Origin of the sequence: Peribacillus sp. FSL K6-5616 (genome assembly GCF_038008245.1) — a bacterium.
GTDB classification, from domain to species: Bacteria; Bacillota; Bacilli; order Bacillales; family DSM-1321; genus Peribacillus; species Peribacillus frigoritolerans.
This window is the reverse complement of sequence record NZ_JBBOYT010000001.1, coordinates 1,687,493-1,703,880: the sequence shown is the minus strand read 5'-3', so window position 1 is coordinate 1,703,880 and position 16,388 is coordinate 1,687,493. Positions and strand designations below refer to the sequence as shown.

Here is a 16,388-nt window from a genome sequence, read left to right as displayed (position 1 = left end):
CACTGTCAATAAGATTGTCTCAAATTAATATATCTCAAAATAAAAATAATTTCAGCCAAAAAACTTTTTTCCTTAAAGTAAAGACCATTCTGTATTGGGTTAATGTCATAGCTATAAATAGCGGCAAAGACAATCAATTCTTTGGCAATAATGAAGTAACACTATTAATGTGTTCCCATACGAAAGCCCCCAACATAAAGCAAACTCTTTACGTGAGGGCTATTTCGTTTTGATTACTTATTTTACTTGATGCAAATCAGCTTGTTTTCCAGATGAAGAGTTTGTGCCATCATTTTCTTTTGACCTCTTAGAGGAAAGATAAACTCCTGCGAAAATAATCAGCAGGCCAATGATTACATTAGGATTAATCGCTTCTCCAAGCAGAATATACCCCCAAACCATAGCGGTAGCAGGAATAAGGTATGTAACAGATGCGGCTAACTCAGGGCTGCCATTTTTATTGATGTAGAAATAGATCAGCTGGCCGACCCCAGAGCCAAAGCAACCAAGTCCGACTATGGCGAAAATCGTCAGCGGTTCCATCAGCATCACTGGCTTAAACGGCTCTGTTAGTAGCATCCCGATCAAACCGATAACGGCACCCGTGAGCAGCGTAAACGTCGTAATGATCAATATGCTGGTACTGGAAAGAAATCTTTTCGTAAAATGACCGGCAAAACCATAACAGATGGACGCTAGCAGCATTGTCCCAATCCCGATGAATTCCCTTCCGAAAAGCTGACCGATTTGAAAATCCATCAATACTAGAATTCCGAAGAAACCAATTAGAATGCCCATCCATTGTCGGGGGGTTAGAACGTATGAAAAAATGATAAATCCGATGATTCCCGTCCAGATCGGAGTGGTTGCATTTAGAATCGATGCCGTGCTGCTGTTAATCTCCGTTTCACTTAAAGGTATTAATCCCCATGCTAATCCGCAATTGAAGATTCCGACAACGACCAGTGCTTTCCATGGCAATTTCCAATTGATTTCCCTCCGCTTCCACCATAAGATGGGAAGCAGAACAACAGCACCCGCCAAACAGCGGAGAAATACAATCCCCCAAATGCCCGCAGGCGGTAGCAGCCACTTCATAAAAACAAACGATAAACCCCATATCAAACTAAGGCCGATTAAAGCCCCGTATAATCGAAGCATGATGCTCCCCCTTCCTACTTTCCTATTATGACAAACATTGTTAGGGATTTCATAAAAAAATCTTGCTATATAAGATGAACTTGAAATTTTTTTCAGCCAAAATGAAACAACAGCCTATAAAGGCAAGATAAAGATGTCTAAAAAAAAGTGGCTTGAGTTCATTAAAGAAGGCAAGCCACTGTGCAGGCTTGCCTTCATCTAAAAATGATGTAAAAAACGCAGCTTATTATTTCGTTTCTTCAGCCTACCGCCCGTTTAAATTTCTGTGCTAAAGTTTGGGATAATACCTTTTACTTAAAATTTTCTCTTATACCCATAAGCTAATTTGATATTGATATTAGTAATAAGTACGTTTTATCTGCTCAAATATTTACGTTTGTCGCCTAATAAATCAAGTGATTATTATATTTTTACATCGGCATCAGAATTGACCATTATTTTCATATTGGCGATGGCTACAGTTTCTCCATTTTGTTTTTTTATTTCTTGGTTGATTGTTACAACACCTTGATAGTCCTTTTCAAAAAGATCAATCACCTTTAATTCTACATGTATCGTGTCCCCAATAAAAGTAGGGTTTGTAAATCGTACTTTCTCCAAACCATAAAATGCAACGACGATTCCTGGTTCAAATTGAAATAAGCCGGTTGCAGCCGAAAGTATAAGCATTCCGTGGGCTATCCTTTGCTTAAATTGGGTATTTGCTGCATACTCCTTATCAGTATGGAGAGGAAACCAGTCACCGCTAAATGCTGAAAACATTACTAGATCTGCTTCGGTTATAGTACGTCCTTTCGACACCCATGTTTCTCCGATTTCATATTGATGGAAATATTTATTAAACATTTTTCCAATCTCCTTCTACTTGGGCTTAAATTAGCAGGCGGAAAATTCAGATATTAAATACTATAGAATATATAATTTAGTGATAGTTTTTAAAATCAACAACTATAAAAAATGTTTTGAAGACGTACTATCTGATGTAAAAAGCGTTTAAATCTAGAAATCGAAACTTATTTTCCAATGCTCACCGGCAAATATTTAAACGATGGCAAACAAGCTGAATATACCAATTACAAAGAATACAGCAAGTGTCTTTATAATGGTAATAACAAAAATGTCTTTATATGCCTGGCGATGAGTGAGTCCCGTAACAGCCAGAAGAGTAATTATAGCTCCATTATGTGGCAAAGTATCAAATCCACCAGCTGACATAGCAATGACACGATGTAAAACTTCCAACGGAATGTCAAAATGAGCAGCTGTTTGTATATACGTATCCGCCATTAGGCTCAACGTAATGCTCATCCCACCAGATCCAGAACCAGTAATGCCGCACAAAACATTTGTCATGATCGCCCCATTAATTAAAGGATTCGAAAACATACCAGTAAGATAGTCTTGTATCACAGTAAAGCCGGGTAAAGCAGCAATCACACCCCCAAAACCATATTCGGTTGCCGTATTCATGGTTGCAAGCAATGCCCCACTAATCCCTATATTAATACTCGAATTGAAATTTAATTTGACAGCTTTTAAGTTTAATAAGACGGTTGCTATTATTCCGAGAATAAGAGCCATCTCTACAGACCAAACACCGATAACTTTAGACATATCAACATTTCCATAATCTTTTAGCCCAATATTAGCAAAATCAAACCCTTTGGCATACCAAAGAGGAAACGACTCAGTAAAAAACTTATTCATTACTCCAACTAACACTAACGGAATAAAAGCAAGCCAGTCTTTTCTACTGATAGCTTTTTCAGAATCCATCCCCAACTTATTAGTCGTTTCAACCGATAAAGCAGAACTAGCTGCCATTTCTGCTTCAGCAGCTTCCTTATCAATAGCTTTATCCCCAATTCCAAAATACCCTTCACCATTTCTAGCTGCCTTATGTCGACAATGATTTAGATATAAAAGGCTCAAGGAAATGATAAATATTGCCCCAATAATCCCCAATGTCGGTGCAGCATAGATGTCAGTTTTAAAGAATCCCGTTGGAATGACATTCTGAATTTGCGGAGACCCTGGAAGTGAATCCATTGAAAAGGTAAAAGCACTAACTGCAATTGTCGCAGGAATTAAACGCTTTGGAATATTAGCTTCACGAAACAGCTGAGCAGCAAATGGATATATGGCAAACACTGCAACAAACAAACTAACTCCGCTATATGTCAGGATTGCGCCCATTATCACTATGGCTAGAATGGCTTGTTTAGCCCCGATAAAACGGACAATAATTTTAGCTATGCTCTTTGCAACACCGCTTATTTCAACCAATTTCCCAAAAATAGCACCTAGTAGAAAAACCGGGAAGTATAATTTAACAAATTCAACCAACTTAACCATAAATATATTAGAGAAGAAAGGTAAAACATGTCCAGGATCCGTTAAAAATACAGCAAACAAAGCGCACAATGGTGCAAAAAGAATAACAGAAAATCCTCGATATGCTAGAAACATAAGTAATCCAAGTGAAATAATAATTATCATTACATCCATATTGATTTCCCCCTTTTTCTCAAAATATAATATGTTATCATTTGTTGCTGGTTAGAATGCATTGCCCCAAGACTTCTTTGGCATCATAGTTCACTTTTCTAGTGAACATAAAGTAAAGAACTCTAATTAATTTCCCGAATAGATTTTTTAAAAAATAACATTATCTATTTAGTTTATTAACTAAAATCAGTAACTGCACAATCTTCTTTTTTCAAAAATTGGACTTCACTCTGATTTTGTCATGCTGGATTACTGATCAACGAAGTTCGGCTCTCTTTTACTAATAAAGGCTTCAACGCCTTCCTTAACATCCTTCGTCTGAAAAACATGACCAAAGTTTTCAGCTTCAATCATGAGTCCATCTTCAAGTGTTTGTTCATAGCCATAATCAATGGAATGCTTTGCAAAAGTTAAAGATTGTAAAGAATAATTGCAAATACATTTTGCGATTTCCATTGCTTTATTTATGGATTCCCCCTTTGGCACGACATGATTAACAAGCCCTATTTGTTTGGCCTCTTCTGCATTCAATGGCTCGCCAGTAAAGATCAATTCTTTTGCTTTTGCTTTACCTATCAGTCTAGGAAGTCTTTGAGTCCCCCCTGCCCCTGGAAACAATCCCAATTTAATTTCAGGAAGTCCAATCCTAACTTGTTCCTCCGCAATTCGAATGTCACAACTTAAGGCAAGTTCACATCCTCCACCTAATGCTAATCCGTTGATTGCAGCAATGGTTGGACGAGATAGACGTTCAATTTTATTAAGTGGTTCCTGTAGCCAAAGTGATTTCCCCTTTCCTTCTTCGACTCCTTTTCCTATCCATCCTGGAAATTCTTTAATATCTCCACCAGCAACAAAAGCCCTTTCGCCTTCACCTGTAAGGATAATGACCTTAACCTTGAAATCGCTTTCAATTTCATCCACCACAAGATTCAATTGTTCTATAACATCTGCGCTTAATACATTAACAGGTGGATTATCAATAATAATCAGTGCAATATTACCCTGTTTCGACCATGAAACAACTTGATTTTTATTCTTCATCGGCTTTCCTCCTTAACCTTATTTGAACTTTTGGGTTCCAGATGTTCTTGTATTGTTGAAAACGTGCATCAGTGGGTAAACACAGATATCTTGATAGAATCCATAGTGGTTATGTGCATTTTTTAAAAATTGAAATAATGTATTTATAAAACCTGTACCTTTTTGGATATTCCTTATTTATTCCGTACCACTAAACTGTTTTCGAAGAATATACTTTTGAACCTTACCGGATGGGGTACGTGGAATTTCATCAACAAATGTAACCTTTCTAGGTTTTTTATAGCTAGCAAGATGTTCCTTACAGTAATTAACAACATCTTCTTCCGTAAGTTTGGATCCTTCTTTTTTTACAATAACAGCACATACAGCCTCAATGTATTTCGGATCAGGAATACCAATTATAGAAACTTCCTTCACCTCCTCATGGCGGTATAAGACGTCTTCAATTTCCGCTGAGTAAATGTTTTCACCACCGCTTCGGATCATATCTTTTTTTCTGCCTGCAATTGATAGATACCCATCATGATCGAATTTTCCCAGGTCTCCTGTTTTACACCAACCATTCACAAATGTTTCCATTGTGGCATCAGGTTTCCTCCAATACCCCTCAGAAACCGCTGGACTTTTAATAGCGATTTCACCAATTTCACCAACAGGCATGGGTGTTCCATCTTCATCAATAATATTAATTTCTGTAAGCGGCATCGGCTTTCCAACGGTATGGCCTTTTGTAAAAGCATCCTGTGGTTCTAGCGATGCCGCAATTGGTTGTCCTTCAGTTAACCCGTAAACTTGAACAACTCCAATATGAGGAAACCTCTTTTTTAATTGTTCCAATGCCCATGGCATTAGCGGGTCACCACCTGTATATATAGTTTTTAAAGATTTTAGCTGATACTCTTCAATTTCAGGCAAATTTAGCATTTCATAAATCATAAAAGGGAATAAAAAAGCATCAGTCACATTTTCCTGTTCAATAACGGAAAGAATTCTTCCAATCTCGAATTCTTGGCTTTTTGTAATTATTACGCTGCCACCCATCATAAGAATAGGAAGTGCGATATCTTCCATCGCTCCAACATGGTATAGTGGTCCTGTCGTCATCGCAACTTCTATCCCTGTAAATTTCCATTTCAGCGCTTGAATCGTAGAAAACCAGAAAGTTGTATCATGAGTCCAAATCGCACCTTTAGGTCTTCCCGTTGTGCCTGATGTGTACATCAGCATGACCGGATCGTTTAATTTAATGTTATCGACTTTGACCTCATCTACCGAACCACTTTCTAAAACACTCCATGACTCAGACCAACCTGGGATTGAGCCATTTCTATGAGGAAGACAAAAATAACGCTCAACCGAAACATGATTAAAAACTGATTCCAGCTGACTGGCTAAGTTCGAATGGAAGCACAATATTTTTGTCTGTGAATCATTTAATGCATACTCAAGCTCAGCACTTGATAGCCTAAAATTAAGTCGAACGGCAATTGCGCCGATTTTCGCAATGGCAAAATATAGACTAAAATATTCGAGACAGTTGTAAAGTAAAATACCGACACGATCCCCTTTTCGAACTCCTAATTCGTAAAACTTGTTTGCATACGCATTTGATATATGGTGGAGATCCATGTACGTCATTGACTTTCCTACTTCTTCTTTTATTGCTATTTTTCTAGGATTTAAATTATTTAAATCATTTGCCATTTTTCTTGTTATAAAACCGACATCCAATGAAATTCCTCCTTTTCAGTTTAAGCAGATTCAAATTATAGTTTATCGATTCCTTTCCTCCTTTCTTCAAATTTGAATGCAAGATTCATTCCAACACGTAACCCCCCTATACTGACTTACTTTTTCTAATTATCGTGGAATATTCAATTATTTATTTTCTGATTTTTCAGAAAATAAATAAAAAAAATCAACTGAATTTAGATCAGTTGATTTTTTATTCATTAATTTTCATAATTTAAATAAAATTTAAATCTGTTCTATAGTCTTTTTCTCCTTTAATGTGAACTTTACCTACACTAATATTGAAATTAAAATATTTATCCGGGATTTCGGAATGAATTCTGAAATCCCGGATTAATTTTTATTGGTCAGAAATCTGATATTTTTTTATTTTATCGTAAAGGGTGGAATTCCCTATTCCAAGAGTTTCCGCAACCCGTTTTTTATCAAACTTAAACCTTCTTAACGCTCTTTCGATTGCCTTCTTTTCTGTTTCCTCCACAATATCCTTTAAACTTTCTTCTTTCATTTTAACGTTATGACGTTTTAGATAATCAGGTAAAGCATCTTTTCCGATTACTTCGTCATTTGATAGGTGAACACCTGCATCAATCACATTCTCTAGTTCTCTGATATTCCCTGGCCAGTTATATTGCTCTATTACTGAAAGCACCTCAGGATGTACAGAAGTTACTCGTTTTCCTATTCGAGCTGTGACTTTTTTTAAAAAATAATCAACAAGTACAGGGATATCTTCAATTCTATCTCTTAAAGGGGGAACAAATAATTGGACTGCATTAATTCTATAAAATAGGTCTTCACGAAATAGCTTTTCTTCCACCAATTTTTCTAAAGGGCGATTTGTTGCAGCAATCACTCGAACATTTAGTTTTTTTGGATAAAGCGAACCTACAGGCTCAAATTCCTTTTCCTGAAGAACCCTTAATAACTTGACTTGCATATGCTGAGGCATATCACCAATTTCGTCAAGGAAAACAGTTCCACCATCAGCAAATTGAAACTTTCCTATTTTCCCTCCCTTGTTTGCCCCTGTAAAGGCACCTTCTTCATAACCGAAAAGTTCAGATTCTAACAAGTGTTCCGGAATTGAAGTACAATTTATTTTCACAAGTGGTTTGTCACTTCTCCCACTTAACTGATGAATGCTATGTGCTATTATTTCCTTGCCTGTACCGCTTTCTCCTCTAATTAGTACAGAGATATCACCTCTAGCAACCCTTTTCACAAGTTCTTTTAACTGTTGTATTTCTTGTGAATTTCCAATTAAATTGTGTAAGGAATACTTTACTCCATTTATAACATCTCTTTCATTTTTGTAAAAATTATGTTTTGTCAGTATCTCCTTAATGTGGCTATTCATTTTGTTCCAGTCATCAAGATCACGAAACATTATTGTCCCAATCGCACCAATTATTTCCTTATTCTCGATAATAGGAATGCGATTAGCTATAACAAAATCACCCCGAAGAAAATGTATATCAGCGATTTCCGATTTACCTATTTGCACCACTAGGTGTAGCCTTGTATTTTCAATTATATTCGTCACATGTTCACCAATCACTGTACTGCGTTCAACATTTAAAAATTCACAATATTTATTGCTAATATATTGAATTTTTGCGTGACTATCGACAATTACAATTCCATAATATGTACTTTCAAACACCATATCTAATAGTTTATTATTGGATAATTGTCCAGTATTCATCATTAGTTCTCCTTTACCTAGAATGCTTTACCATATAATACCACGCAATCCATTCAATATATATTTACGAAGTGAGAATTCCCCAAAAATCACTGAGTTTTAAATGCCCTCTCTAGCCTAGGAATATTTTTTCCATATAGATGATTTATTTACCGCAAAAAAAAAGCCTGGCAACCTTTTTTATAGTTGCTAGACTTAAGTTCATTTTAAGATCAATCCCAATTAACAGCAATTTTAACGGATGCGAAAGGTTCGTTCCTCCACGCAGACCATTTAATAGGCAGCCAGGTCCCGCAGTGCCTTTTCCACTTTTTCAGGATTCACCATGAATGATTTCTCTAATGATGGTGAATATGGCATAGCAGGAACATCCGGGCCCGCGAGTCTCATGATTGGGGCATCAAGATCGAAGAGGCAGTTTTCTGCAATGATCGCCGATACTTCACTAATGATGCTTCCTTCCTTATTATCTTCAGTAATCAATAGGACTTTTCCTGTTTTAGATGCAGCTTCCATTATGGCTTCTTGATCTAATGGATAAACGGTTCGTAAATCAAGTATATGAACGGATATGCCATCACTGGCCAGCCTTTCAGCTGCCTGAAGCGCAAAATGAACACAAAGGCCATAAGTAATCACAGTAACGTCCTCGCCTTCACGTTTTACATCCGCCTTACCAATCGGTAAAACATAATCATCATTCGGCACTTCTTCTTTAATTAGGCGATAGGCTCTTTTATGTTCAAAGAAAAGGACAGGGTCATCATCGCGAATGGCGGCTTTCAATAACCCTTTCACGTCATAGGGTGTAGAGGGCATGACAATTTTAAGTCCCGGTTGATTGGCAAAAATGGCTTCAACGGATTGTGAATGGTATAACGCCCCATGTACACCACCGCCGTATGGAGCTCTGATGACGATAGGACAATGCCAGTCATTATTGGAGCGATAACGGATTTTTGCAGCTTCCGAAATGATTTGGTTGATTGCTGGCATGATAAAATCAGCGAATTGCATTTCCGCAATCGGCCTCATTCCATACATGGCCGCGCCGATGCCGACTCCTGCGATTGCGGATTCAGCAAGCGGTGTATCAATGACACGCTGTTCACCGAATTGTTCGTATAACCCTGAAGTCGCTTTAAACACGCCGCCCTTTACCCCTACGTCCTCACCTAATACAAATACACGGGAATCACGTTCCATTTCTTCCCGCATCGCCATTATCACGGCATCTATATAAGATATCACTGCCATCTTCTTTCCTCCTTACCTTTCTGCGTAAACGTATTTTGAGAGCGTGTCTTCATTTGCAAATGGAGCATTTTCCGCATAATCCGTCGCTTCGTTCACAACTTCCATTATTTCCTCGTTCAATTGTTTTTCCATTTGATCATCCATGATTCCCACTGCTTTTAAATAGGCGCCAAAAGTAATGATTGAATCTATTTTTTTTGCCTCCGATACTTCATCAGGCGACCTGTATTGACTATCATCATCATCGCTTGAATGTGGTGTAAGCCTGTATGAAACCGTTTCGATTAAGCTTGGGCCCTCACCACGCCTTCCTCTCTCAGCAGCTTCTTTCACCACCCGGTATACTTCGATCGGATCATTTCCATCAACCGTCACCCCTGGCATGCCGTAACCAATGGCCCGGTCGGACACTTTCCCGCAAGCCAATTGCTTTTCAATAGGGACGGAAATGGCATACTGATTATTTTCGCACATCAAGATGACCGGAAGTTTATGTACACCTGCGAAATTCGCTCCTTCATGAAAATCACCTTGGTTTGATGAACCCTCACCGAATGTAACGAATGAAACAATATCTTTTCCTTCCATTTTTGCAGCGAGTGCAATCCCCACTGCATGTGGCACTTGAGTCGTAACTGGCGAAGATCCCGTCACGATTCGATTCTTTTTTTGCCCAAAATGCCCAGGCATTTGACGCCCGCCTGAATTTGGATCTTCTGCCTTGGCAAAACTGGATAACATTAAATCCCTGGCGGTCATCCCAAACGCGAGCACCACCCCTAGATCCCTATAATAAGGAAGGACATAATCATTTTCACGATTCAACGCAAATGCTGCACCCACTTGAGCTGCTTCTTGCCCTTGACAAGAAACGACAAATGGAATTTTCCCAGATCTGTTCAACAGCCACATCCGTTCATCCACTCTTCTTGCCAACAACATAATTCTATACATCTCAAGCACCTGCTCATCACTAAGACCTGCCTGTAGATGGCGGTTTTCAACCATATGTTCATCCCTCCTAATAATTAAAACGGTTTTCTGTTAAAACCAGAATGTTCTCCTCACGCTGTCACCCAATATATAAATGGGTCTATATAAATTACTAACCTTTCATATTTAGCTGTTTGTTTGTCTCGCAAACTTAAATCCTATATGTATCTAAGGAAGGAAAGAAAAGCCCTTTTATGTATGCATGCTTGCCATTTAACACCCTAAAATGCGTTATCATCTACTATTATTACCTGGTACTAACTCAATGCAATATTATCCTACCACTTTTCATCTCACATTTTCAAGTTAATTTCACTTTGTATCGTTGTTTTCACGAGAAAACCTTTCTTTAACAAAAATACAATGGGTTTAACAGTTTTGGCCTGACCTGACTTTAACTCATTTCCATATACGCACCAAGACTAGATAAAAGCCGGTGGGTTGAAGTTATTGACTAAGCGGAAGAATAGCTGTAAATTAAAATGATTCATAAAATTAAATGTTCGAAATGGAACAGTTCAATACAGAAAGAATGGTGATGTTGAGTGGAGAATGAAAAACAATTAATGCGTTCCGTACAACTATTGCGTTCATTTTGGAACGTACAGAAAAATATCATGCGGTTCGTTCAAAAGACAGCCGCAGAAAATGGATTAACAGTTCCTCAATATTCCATTTTGATGACCATTACCCTTTACAAAGAGACCTCCCAAAAAAATGTCGGGGAGAAAACATTTCTTCCAAAAAGCACCTTGAGCCAAGCGGTCGATGGTCTAGTTCGCGGAGGCATGCTCCATCGTGAGCATGTGGAGGGCAACCGGCGTGAGATTCAATTGTCAATCACCGATAAGGGGGAAAATTTATTAAAAACGATTCATTTTCACGAAGGAAGCATTCATCAAGTCTTTCAAACGGCCATTGAAATCCTTTCCGAAGAACAGTTTGAAGAGTTGCTAAAAACGCATCTGCAAATTACAAACTTTTTAGAAGCACGAGCAACCGAACAGGGAGAGTGTACAAAATGATAAAAATACTGAAAAATTTATCAGTATATAAGTGGATTATTTTAGCAGTTATCGGTCTGGTCTTTATTCAGTCCATGTCGGACCTCTTTTTGCCTACACTAATGGCTGATATTATTGACAAGGGCGTTGTTCGAGGAGACACTTCTTATATTTGGAAAATCGGTGGTTTTATGCTGTTGGTTTCCGCACTTGGCGCTTGTGCATCCATAATCGCAAGTTACTATTCGTCCAAAGCAGCAATGGGAATGGGACGCGATCTCCGCCTGAAGGTCTTTAATCACGTTGAAAAGTTTTCGTTACAAGAATTTGATGAAGTCGGTACGGCATCATTGATTACACGAACGACCAATGATATAACACAAGTCCAGCAAGTGGTTATCATGATGCTTCGTATGGTTATCAGTGCACCTATCATGTTAATCGGCGGAGTAATCATGGCTGTATCCATGGATGCAAAATTATCACTTGTCATTGTTGTCACAATGCCTTTTTTGATTGGTTCAATCTTGCTTATTCTATATAAAGGTGTGCCGCTCTTTCAAACGGTGCAAAAACGATTAGACCGGTTGAACCTTGTATTACGAGAAAATTTAACTGGAATTCGCGTCATTCGTGCCTTCAATCGTGAAACACAAGAGAAAGAACGTCTAAAGAAAGCGAATAAAGAATTAACGGATATCTCAATCAAAGTCAATAAAATCATGGCCTTCATGATGCCTGTAATGATGCTTGTCATGAACTTGACGGTTGTTGGTATCATTTGGTTTGGTGGAGTCCGTATTGATAACGGCGGTATGCAGATCGGGGACTTAATGGCATTTATCCAATATGTTATGCAAATTATGTTCGCTCTCGTTATGGCATCCATGATGTTCGTTATGGTTCCGCGAGCTGCCGTGTCGGCAACAAGGATAAACGAAGTCCTTGACATGAAACCTTCATTCCTGGATGAGGGGACAGAAAAGGCAGATCGTGTACACGGTACCCTTGAATTTGAACATGTTACGTTCAGTTACCCAGGAGCAGAAGAACCTGCATTATCGGATATTAGTTTTTCTGCAAGTCCTGGTGAAATCACCGCAATAATCGGTGGAACTGGTTCCGGGAAAACGACGCTTGTCAATTTGATCCCTCGCTTCTATGATATTTCAAGCGGAACGATTCGCGTCAATGGTGTTGATATACGTAAGTCATCACAAGATGAAGTCCGTTCAAAAATTGGCTTTGTACCACAAAAGGCCTCCCTCTTTACAGGTACTATCTCTGAAAACATTCGCTTTGGAAAACAAACAGCCACACAAGATGAAGTTGAGCATGCCGCTCGGATCGCGCAAGCGGAGGATTTTATCAGCAGCATGAAAGGCGGCTATGAGGCAGAAATCGATCAAGGCGGTTCAAACCTATCAGGAGGGCAAAAACAACGGCTTTCTATTGCAAGGGCACTCATTCGAAAACCGGATATTTATATATTCGATGATAGTTTTTCTGCACTGGACTACAAGACGGATGCCAACCTTCGCGCAGCCCTGAAAGATGAAACGAAAAATTCGACGGTACTACTCGTTGCCCAGCGTGTCAGTACCGTCGTGGACGCTGACCGAATCATTGTGTTAGACGAAGGCCACATTGTAGGCATGGGAACACACCAAGAGTTGCTTAGCACAAACGACATTTACCGTGAAATTGCCTTATCACAGCTTACAGAGGAGGAAATTGCATGAGTAATCAAAAGAAACCTCAAGGCGGCGGTCAGGTCGGGCATGGTCCTGGTGGCGGTAACATGATGATGATGGGTCAAAAAGCAAAAGATTTTAAAGGAACACTAAAACGCTTATTGACCTATTTAAAACCGAGGCGCAACAAATTGATTTCCGTGTTCTTCGCTGCAATCATGAGTACGATTTTTATGATTGTAGGACCGAAGATCATGGGAAATGCAATTACAGAATTATTCGAAGGAGCATATGGAAAGTTCCAGGGAATACCAGGAGCAGCCATTAACTTTGATAAAATTGGCCAGATCCTTCTACTCCTTGCCGGACTTTATGCTTTAAGCAGCCTTTTCAACTATGTACAACAATACATTATGTCAAGTGTTGCACAAGACACGGTATATGACCTTCGAGAAGATGTGAACAAAAAGCTCGAGAAACTTCCACTCAAATACTTTGAAGGACGTCCAAATGGTGAAACACTTAGCCGAATGACAAATGATATTGATACAATCGGGAGCACACTTCAGCAAAGCTTAACGCAATTCATAACATCAATCGTAACGATTGTGGGGATTATCATCATGATGCTTTCGATAAGCCCGTTATTGACATTAATCTCGATAATCAGCTTACCTTTGTCAATATTTGCAATCCGGCCTATTTTAAAAAGATCCCAAAAACATTTTGCCGATCAACAGCGTAAACTCGGACAATTAAATGGCCACATTGAAGAGATATATACCGGCCATCAAGTCGTTAAAGCATTCGGATATGAAAAAAAGGCGAGTGCCCAGTTTACTGAAGTTAATGAAGGATTGTATAAAGCGGGAAGCAAAGCCCAGTTTATATCGGGTATCATCATGCCCGTAATGTTCTTTATCGGAAATTTGAGCTATGTCATCATCAGCGTTGTCGGCGGAATATTGGTAACTCAGCGTTCGATTTCAATTGGTGACATTCAAGCATTCATCACATATTCAAAGCAGTTCACCCAGCCAATCACACAAACGGCTAACATCGCTAACATTATTCAGTCGACGGTTGCAGCCGCTGAGCGTGTTTTTGAACTACTTGATGAAGAAGAGGAAATGAAAGAACAAACCACAGTTAATATAAAAAGGGCAAATGGTGCTGTCTCTTTTGAACATGTGGACTTTGGATATGGGGAAGAAATGTTAATTGAAGATATGAACATCGATGTCCTGCCTGGACAGACGGTTGCAATCGTTGGACCGACTGGTGCGGGAAAAACGACCATGATAAATCTCTTGATGAGATTTTATGAACTCATCGGCGGAAAGATTACGATTGATGGTCTTGATACACGGAATATGTCACGTAATGATCTTCGAAAGAATTTTGGTATGGTACTTCAAGATACCTGGCTCTTTAATGGTACGATTAATGAAAATATCGCTTATGGCAAAAATGGAGCAACTGATGAAGAAATTTTTGCAGCTGCTCGCACGGCACATGCCGACCATTTCATTCGGACACTGCCAGATGGTTATGAGACAATCTTAAACGAAGAAGCTTCGAACATCTCACAAGGCCAAAAGCAGCTTTTGACAATCGCCCGGGCTGTTCTAGCAGATCCGCCAATCATGATATTGGATGAAGCGACATCTAGTGTGGACACTCGGACAGAAGTCTTTATCCAAAAGGCCATGAACCGACTGATGGAAGGAAGAACCAGCTTTGTCATTGCCCATCGTCTCTCAACGATTAAGGATGCAGATTTGATTCTTGTTATGGATCAAGGAAAAGTGATAGAGAAAGGAACGCATTCAGACCTTTTAAGGGAGAATGGTTTCTATGCAGAGCTATACAATAGTCAGTTCACTGAAAATGTAGCTGGATAATAAGAAGGAGGCTCAATTCCGAAACGGAGTCGAGCCTCTTTTTTATTATGTATCAATACCCCCTTTTATTTCCCTTTTTCACAAATTCCCAATCTACCTCAATATTTTTTCTAACCCTTTGAAGAAGATGAAGCATCGTTTCCGTTTCTTCCAAAGAAAATCCAGATAACGCAACCTTGTCAGTATACTCCCCTTCTTTTTTCAAATAAGGATAGACCTTTTCACCTTTATCAGTTGCAAATAGCTTTTTAATTTTTTTGTTTTCCTCATCATTTTTCTTCTCGATTAACCCTTGTATTTCAAGTTTTTTAATGGCACGAGCTGCTGTCGTTCGGTCTACCTTTATCATTTCTGCTAACTTTTCCTGAATGATACCTGGGTTTTCACATATTCGAACAAGATACAAATACTGTCCTTTTGTAAGGTCAAATTCTTTAAATTCGATATTACTTATAGAGTCCAATGCCCTTGCTATCATTCCAATTTCACGGAGTATTTCCTTCATACAAAAAGCCCCTGACTTTTTTGTTGTATTTACAACAAAAATAATTTCATTTATACTAATATAGGATATACATTTATTATGACTTGTCTTTTTAAATAAATCTAGAAAAGGAATGAAGAACATTGGATTCAAAAAGAATAACTACTGAAAATGATTTAAAAATAGCCTTTCATATCAGAAAAGAAGTATTTGTCGAGGAACAAGGTTTCCCATTAGAATTTGAATTTGATGAATTCGATACACTTAATGCTTTATCTGAACACATATTAGTCTATTATAATGAAAAGCCAGTTGGAACTGGAAGATTAAGAGTTGTTGATGGGTTAGGTAAATTGGAGAGAATTTGCATCTTGGAGCCTTACCGTAAATTTGGTCTCGGGAAAATAATACTTAAAACGTTGGAAGAAATTGCAAAGGAACAAGGTATTACTCAGGTTAAATTACATGGGCAAACACAGGCAGAGGGCTTTTATAAAAAACTCGGCTATCGGACTTCATCCGATGTCTTTATGGAAGATGGCGGTCCACATCTATTAATGATAAAGGAATTGGTTAACGAATAAGTGTTAAATGTGAGTAGAACAAAAAATAACCTTTGATGGGGATCTTACTATTAACACTAGGTTGTTCTTTAACCATCCAACAGACAATTCTCTTTTAAAAGGGCAAAGAACAGAATGATTAATCTATTAACTTTGTATTGTGAATTATACCCCGGATAAGGGACACACATAAAAAGTGTCCCTTATCCCACCCTTTCCAACTCTTCAAAATAAAAGGAAAGTTTGGTTTACAAGTTTCAGATTTACATTTAACCCCAAAATCACTCGGCCATATTTTGCATTTTATGAGAGATAT

The 16,388-nt window shown here is 38.4% G+C and carries 13 protein-coding genes; 4 read left to right on the top strand and 9 right to left on the bottom strand.

Features of this window, described 5'->3' with window-relative positions:
* Nucleotides 1–237: 237 nt before the first annotated feature.
* From MHB45_RS08130 to MHB45_RS08095, 8 genes are all read right to left on the bottom strand, one after another.
* Nucleotides 238–1,161, bottom strand: coding sequence for a DMT family transporter (locus tag MHB45_RS08130; RefSeq protein WP_048682381.1), 924 nt, complete (start codon nucleotides 1,159–1,161; stop codon nucleotides 238–240).
* 402 nt (nucleotides 1,162–1,563) lie between these two features.
* Nucleotides 1,564–2,007 carry a MaoC/PaaZ C-terminal domain-containing protein gene (locus tag MHB45_RS08125; protein WP_048682384.1) on the bottom strand — a complete coding sequence of 148 codons (444 nt, stop codon included), beginning with the start codon at nucleotides 2,005–2,007 and terminating at the stop codon, nucleotides 1,564–1,566.
* A gap of 195 nt (nucleotides 2,008–2,202) precedes the next feature.
* On the bottom strand, nucleotides 2,203–3,669 hold the full coding sequence (locus MHB45_RS08120; RefSeq protein ID WP_072272878.1) for a GntP family permease: 1,467 nt from the start codon (nucleotides 3,667–3,669) through the stop codon (nucleotides 2,203–2,205).
* A gap of 249 nt (nucleotides 3,670–3,918) precedes the next feature.
* A complete protein-coding gene (locus tag MHB45_RS08115; protein WP_072272877.1) occupies nucleotides 3,919–4,713 on the bottom strand; it encodes an enoyl-CoA hydratase/isomerase family protein in 795 nt (264 codons plus the stop codon).
* Between the two features lie 177 nt (nucleotides 4,714–4,890).
* Nucleotides 4,891–6,444, bottom strand: a complete 1,554-nt coding sequence (locus MHB45_RS08110) for an acyl-CoA synthetase (protein ID WP_072272876.1) — start codon at nucleotides 6,442–6,444, stop codon at nucleotides 4,891–4,893.
* A gap of 361 nt (nucleotides 6,445–6,805) precedes the next feature.
* Nucleotides 6,806–8,176 carry a sigma-54 interaction domain-containing protein gene (locus MHB45_RS08105; protein ID WP_072272875.1) on the bottom strand — a complete coding sequence of 457 codons (1,371 nt, stop codon included), beginning with the start codon at nucleotides 8,174–8,176 and terminating at the stop codon, nucleotides 6,806–6,808.
* Nucleotides 8,177–8,446: 270 nt separating this feature from the next.
* Nucleotides 8,447–9,430, bottom strand: a complete 984-nt coding sequence (locus tag MHB45_RS08100; RefSeq protein WP_048682397.1) for an alpha-ketoacid dehydrogenase subunit beta — start codon at nucleotides 9,428–9,430, stop codon at nucleotides 8,447–8,449.
* Nucleotides 9,431–9,442: 12 nt separating this feature from the next.
* Nucleotides 9,443–10,438 (bottom strand): thiamine pyrophosphate-dependent dehydrogenase E1 component subunit alpha, encoded by a 996-nt coding sequence (locus tag MHB45_RS08095; protein ID WP_072272874.1) that lies wholly within the window; start codon nucleotides 10,436–10,438, stop codon nucleotides 9,443–9,445.
* A 530-nt stretch (nucleotides 10,439–10,968) separates the two neighbouring features.
* Here MHB45_RS08095 and MHB45_RS08090 point away from each other — a divergent pair.
* The 3 genes from MHB45_RS08090 to MHB45_RS08080 are packed head-to-tail and all read left to right on the top strand — an operon-like array spanning nucleotide 10,969 to nucleotide 15,025.
* Nucleotides 10,969–11,448, top strand: coding sequence for a MarR family winged helix-turn-helix transcriptional regulator (locus MHB45_RS08090; protein WP_072272873.1), 480 nt, complete (start codon nucleotides 10,969–10,971; stop codon nucleotides 11,446–11,448).
* Complete coding sequence (locus MHB45_RS08085; protein WP_072272872.1) at nucleotides 11,445–13,169, top strand: ABC transporter ATP-binding protein; 1,725 nt, start codon at nucleotides 11,445–11,447, stop codon at nucleotides 13,167–13,169. Before MHB45_RS08090 ends, MHB45_RS08085 begins: the two co-directional genes overlap by 4 nt.
* Nucleotides 13,166–15,025, top strand: coding sequence for an ABC transporter ATP-binding protein (locus tag MHB45_RS08080; RefSeq protein WP_048682411.1), 1,860 nt, complete (start codon nucleotides 13,166–13,168; stop codon nucleotides 15,023–15,025). The genes MHB45_RS08085 and MHB45_RS08080 overlap by 4 nt, the downstream gene beginning before the upstream one ends.
* Nucleotides 15,026–15,077: 52 nt before the next feature.
* On the opposite strand, the gene MHB45_RS08075 is transcribed toward MHB45_RS08080, so the two are convergent.
* Nucleotides 15,078–15,530 (bottom strand): MarR family winged helix-turn-helix transcriptional regulator, encoded by a 453-nt coding sequence (locus MHB45_RS08075; protein ID WP_340907638.1) that lies wholly within the window; start codon nucleotides 15,528–15,530, stop codon nucleotides 15,078–15,080.
* Nucleotides 15,531–15,652: 122 nt separating this feature from the next.
* Here MHB45_RS08075 and MHB45_RS08070 point away from each other — a divergent pair, with 122 nt between their 5' ends.
* Nucleotides 15,653–16,093: a GNAT family N-acetyltransferase gene (locus MHB45_RS08070; protein WP_063593175.1), complete on the top strand. Its 441-nt coding sequence runs from the start codon at nucleotides 15,653–15,655 to the stop codon at nucleotides 16,091–16,093.
* Nucleotides 16,094–16,388: the final 295 nt, after the last annotated feature.

Bases quoted from the DNA above. Each gene is read 5' to 3' on its own strand.
- MHB45_RS08130 (WP_048682381.1), bottom strand. From the start codon at position 1,161: ATGCTTCGATTATACGGGGCTTTAATCGGCCTTAGTTTGATATGGGGT.
- MHB45_RS08125 (WP_048682384.1), bottom strand. From the start codon at position 2,007: ATGTTTAATAAATATTTCCATCAATATGAAATCGGAGAAACATGGGTG.
- MHB45_RS08120 (WP_072272878.1), bottom strand. From the start codon at position 3,669: ATGGATGTAATGATAATTATTATTTCACTTGGATTACTTATGTTTCTA.
- MHB45_RS08115 (WP_072272877.1), bottom strand. From the start codon at position 4,713: ATGAAGAATAAAAATCAAGTTGTTTCATGGTCGAAACAGGGTAATATT.
- MHB45_RS08105 (WP_072272875.1), bottom strand. From the start codon at position 8,176: ATGATGAATACTGGACAATTATCCAATAATAAACTATTAGATATGGTG.
- MHB45_RS08100 (WP_048682397.1), bottom strand. From the start codon at position 9,430: ATGGCAGTGATATCTTATATAGATGCCGTGATAATGGCGATGCGGGAA.
- MHB45_RS08095 (WP_072272874.1), bottom strand. From the start codon at position 10,438: ATGGTTGAAAACCGCCATCTACAGGCAGGTCTTAGTGATGAGCAGGTG.
- MHB45_RS08085 (WP_072272872.1), top strand. From the start codon at position 11,445: ATGATAAAAATACTGAAAAATTTATCAGTATATAAGTGGATTATTTTA.
- MHB45_RS08080 (WP_048682411.1), top strand. From the start codon at position 13,166: ATGAGTAATCAAAAGAAACCTCAAGGCGGCGGTCAGGTCGGGCATGGT.
- MHB45_RS08075 (WP_340907638.1), bottom strand. From the start codon at position 15,530: ATGAAGGAAATACTCCGTGAAATTGGAATGATAGCAAGGGCATTGGAC.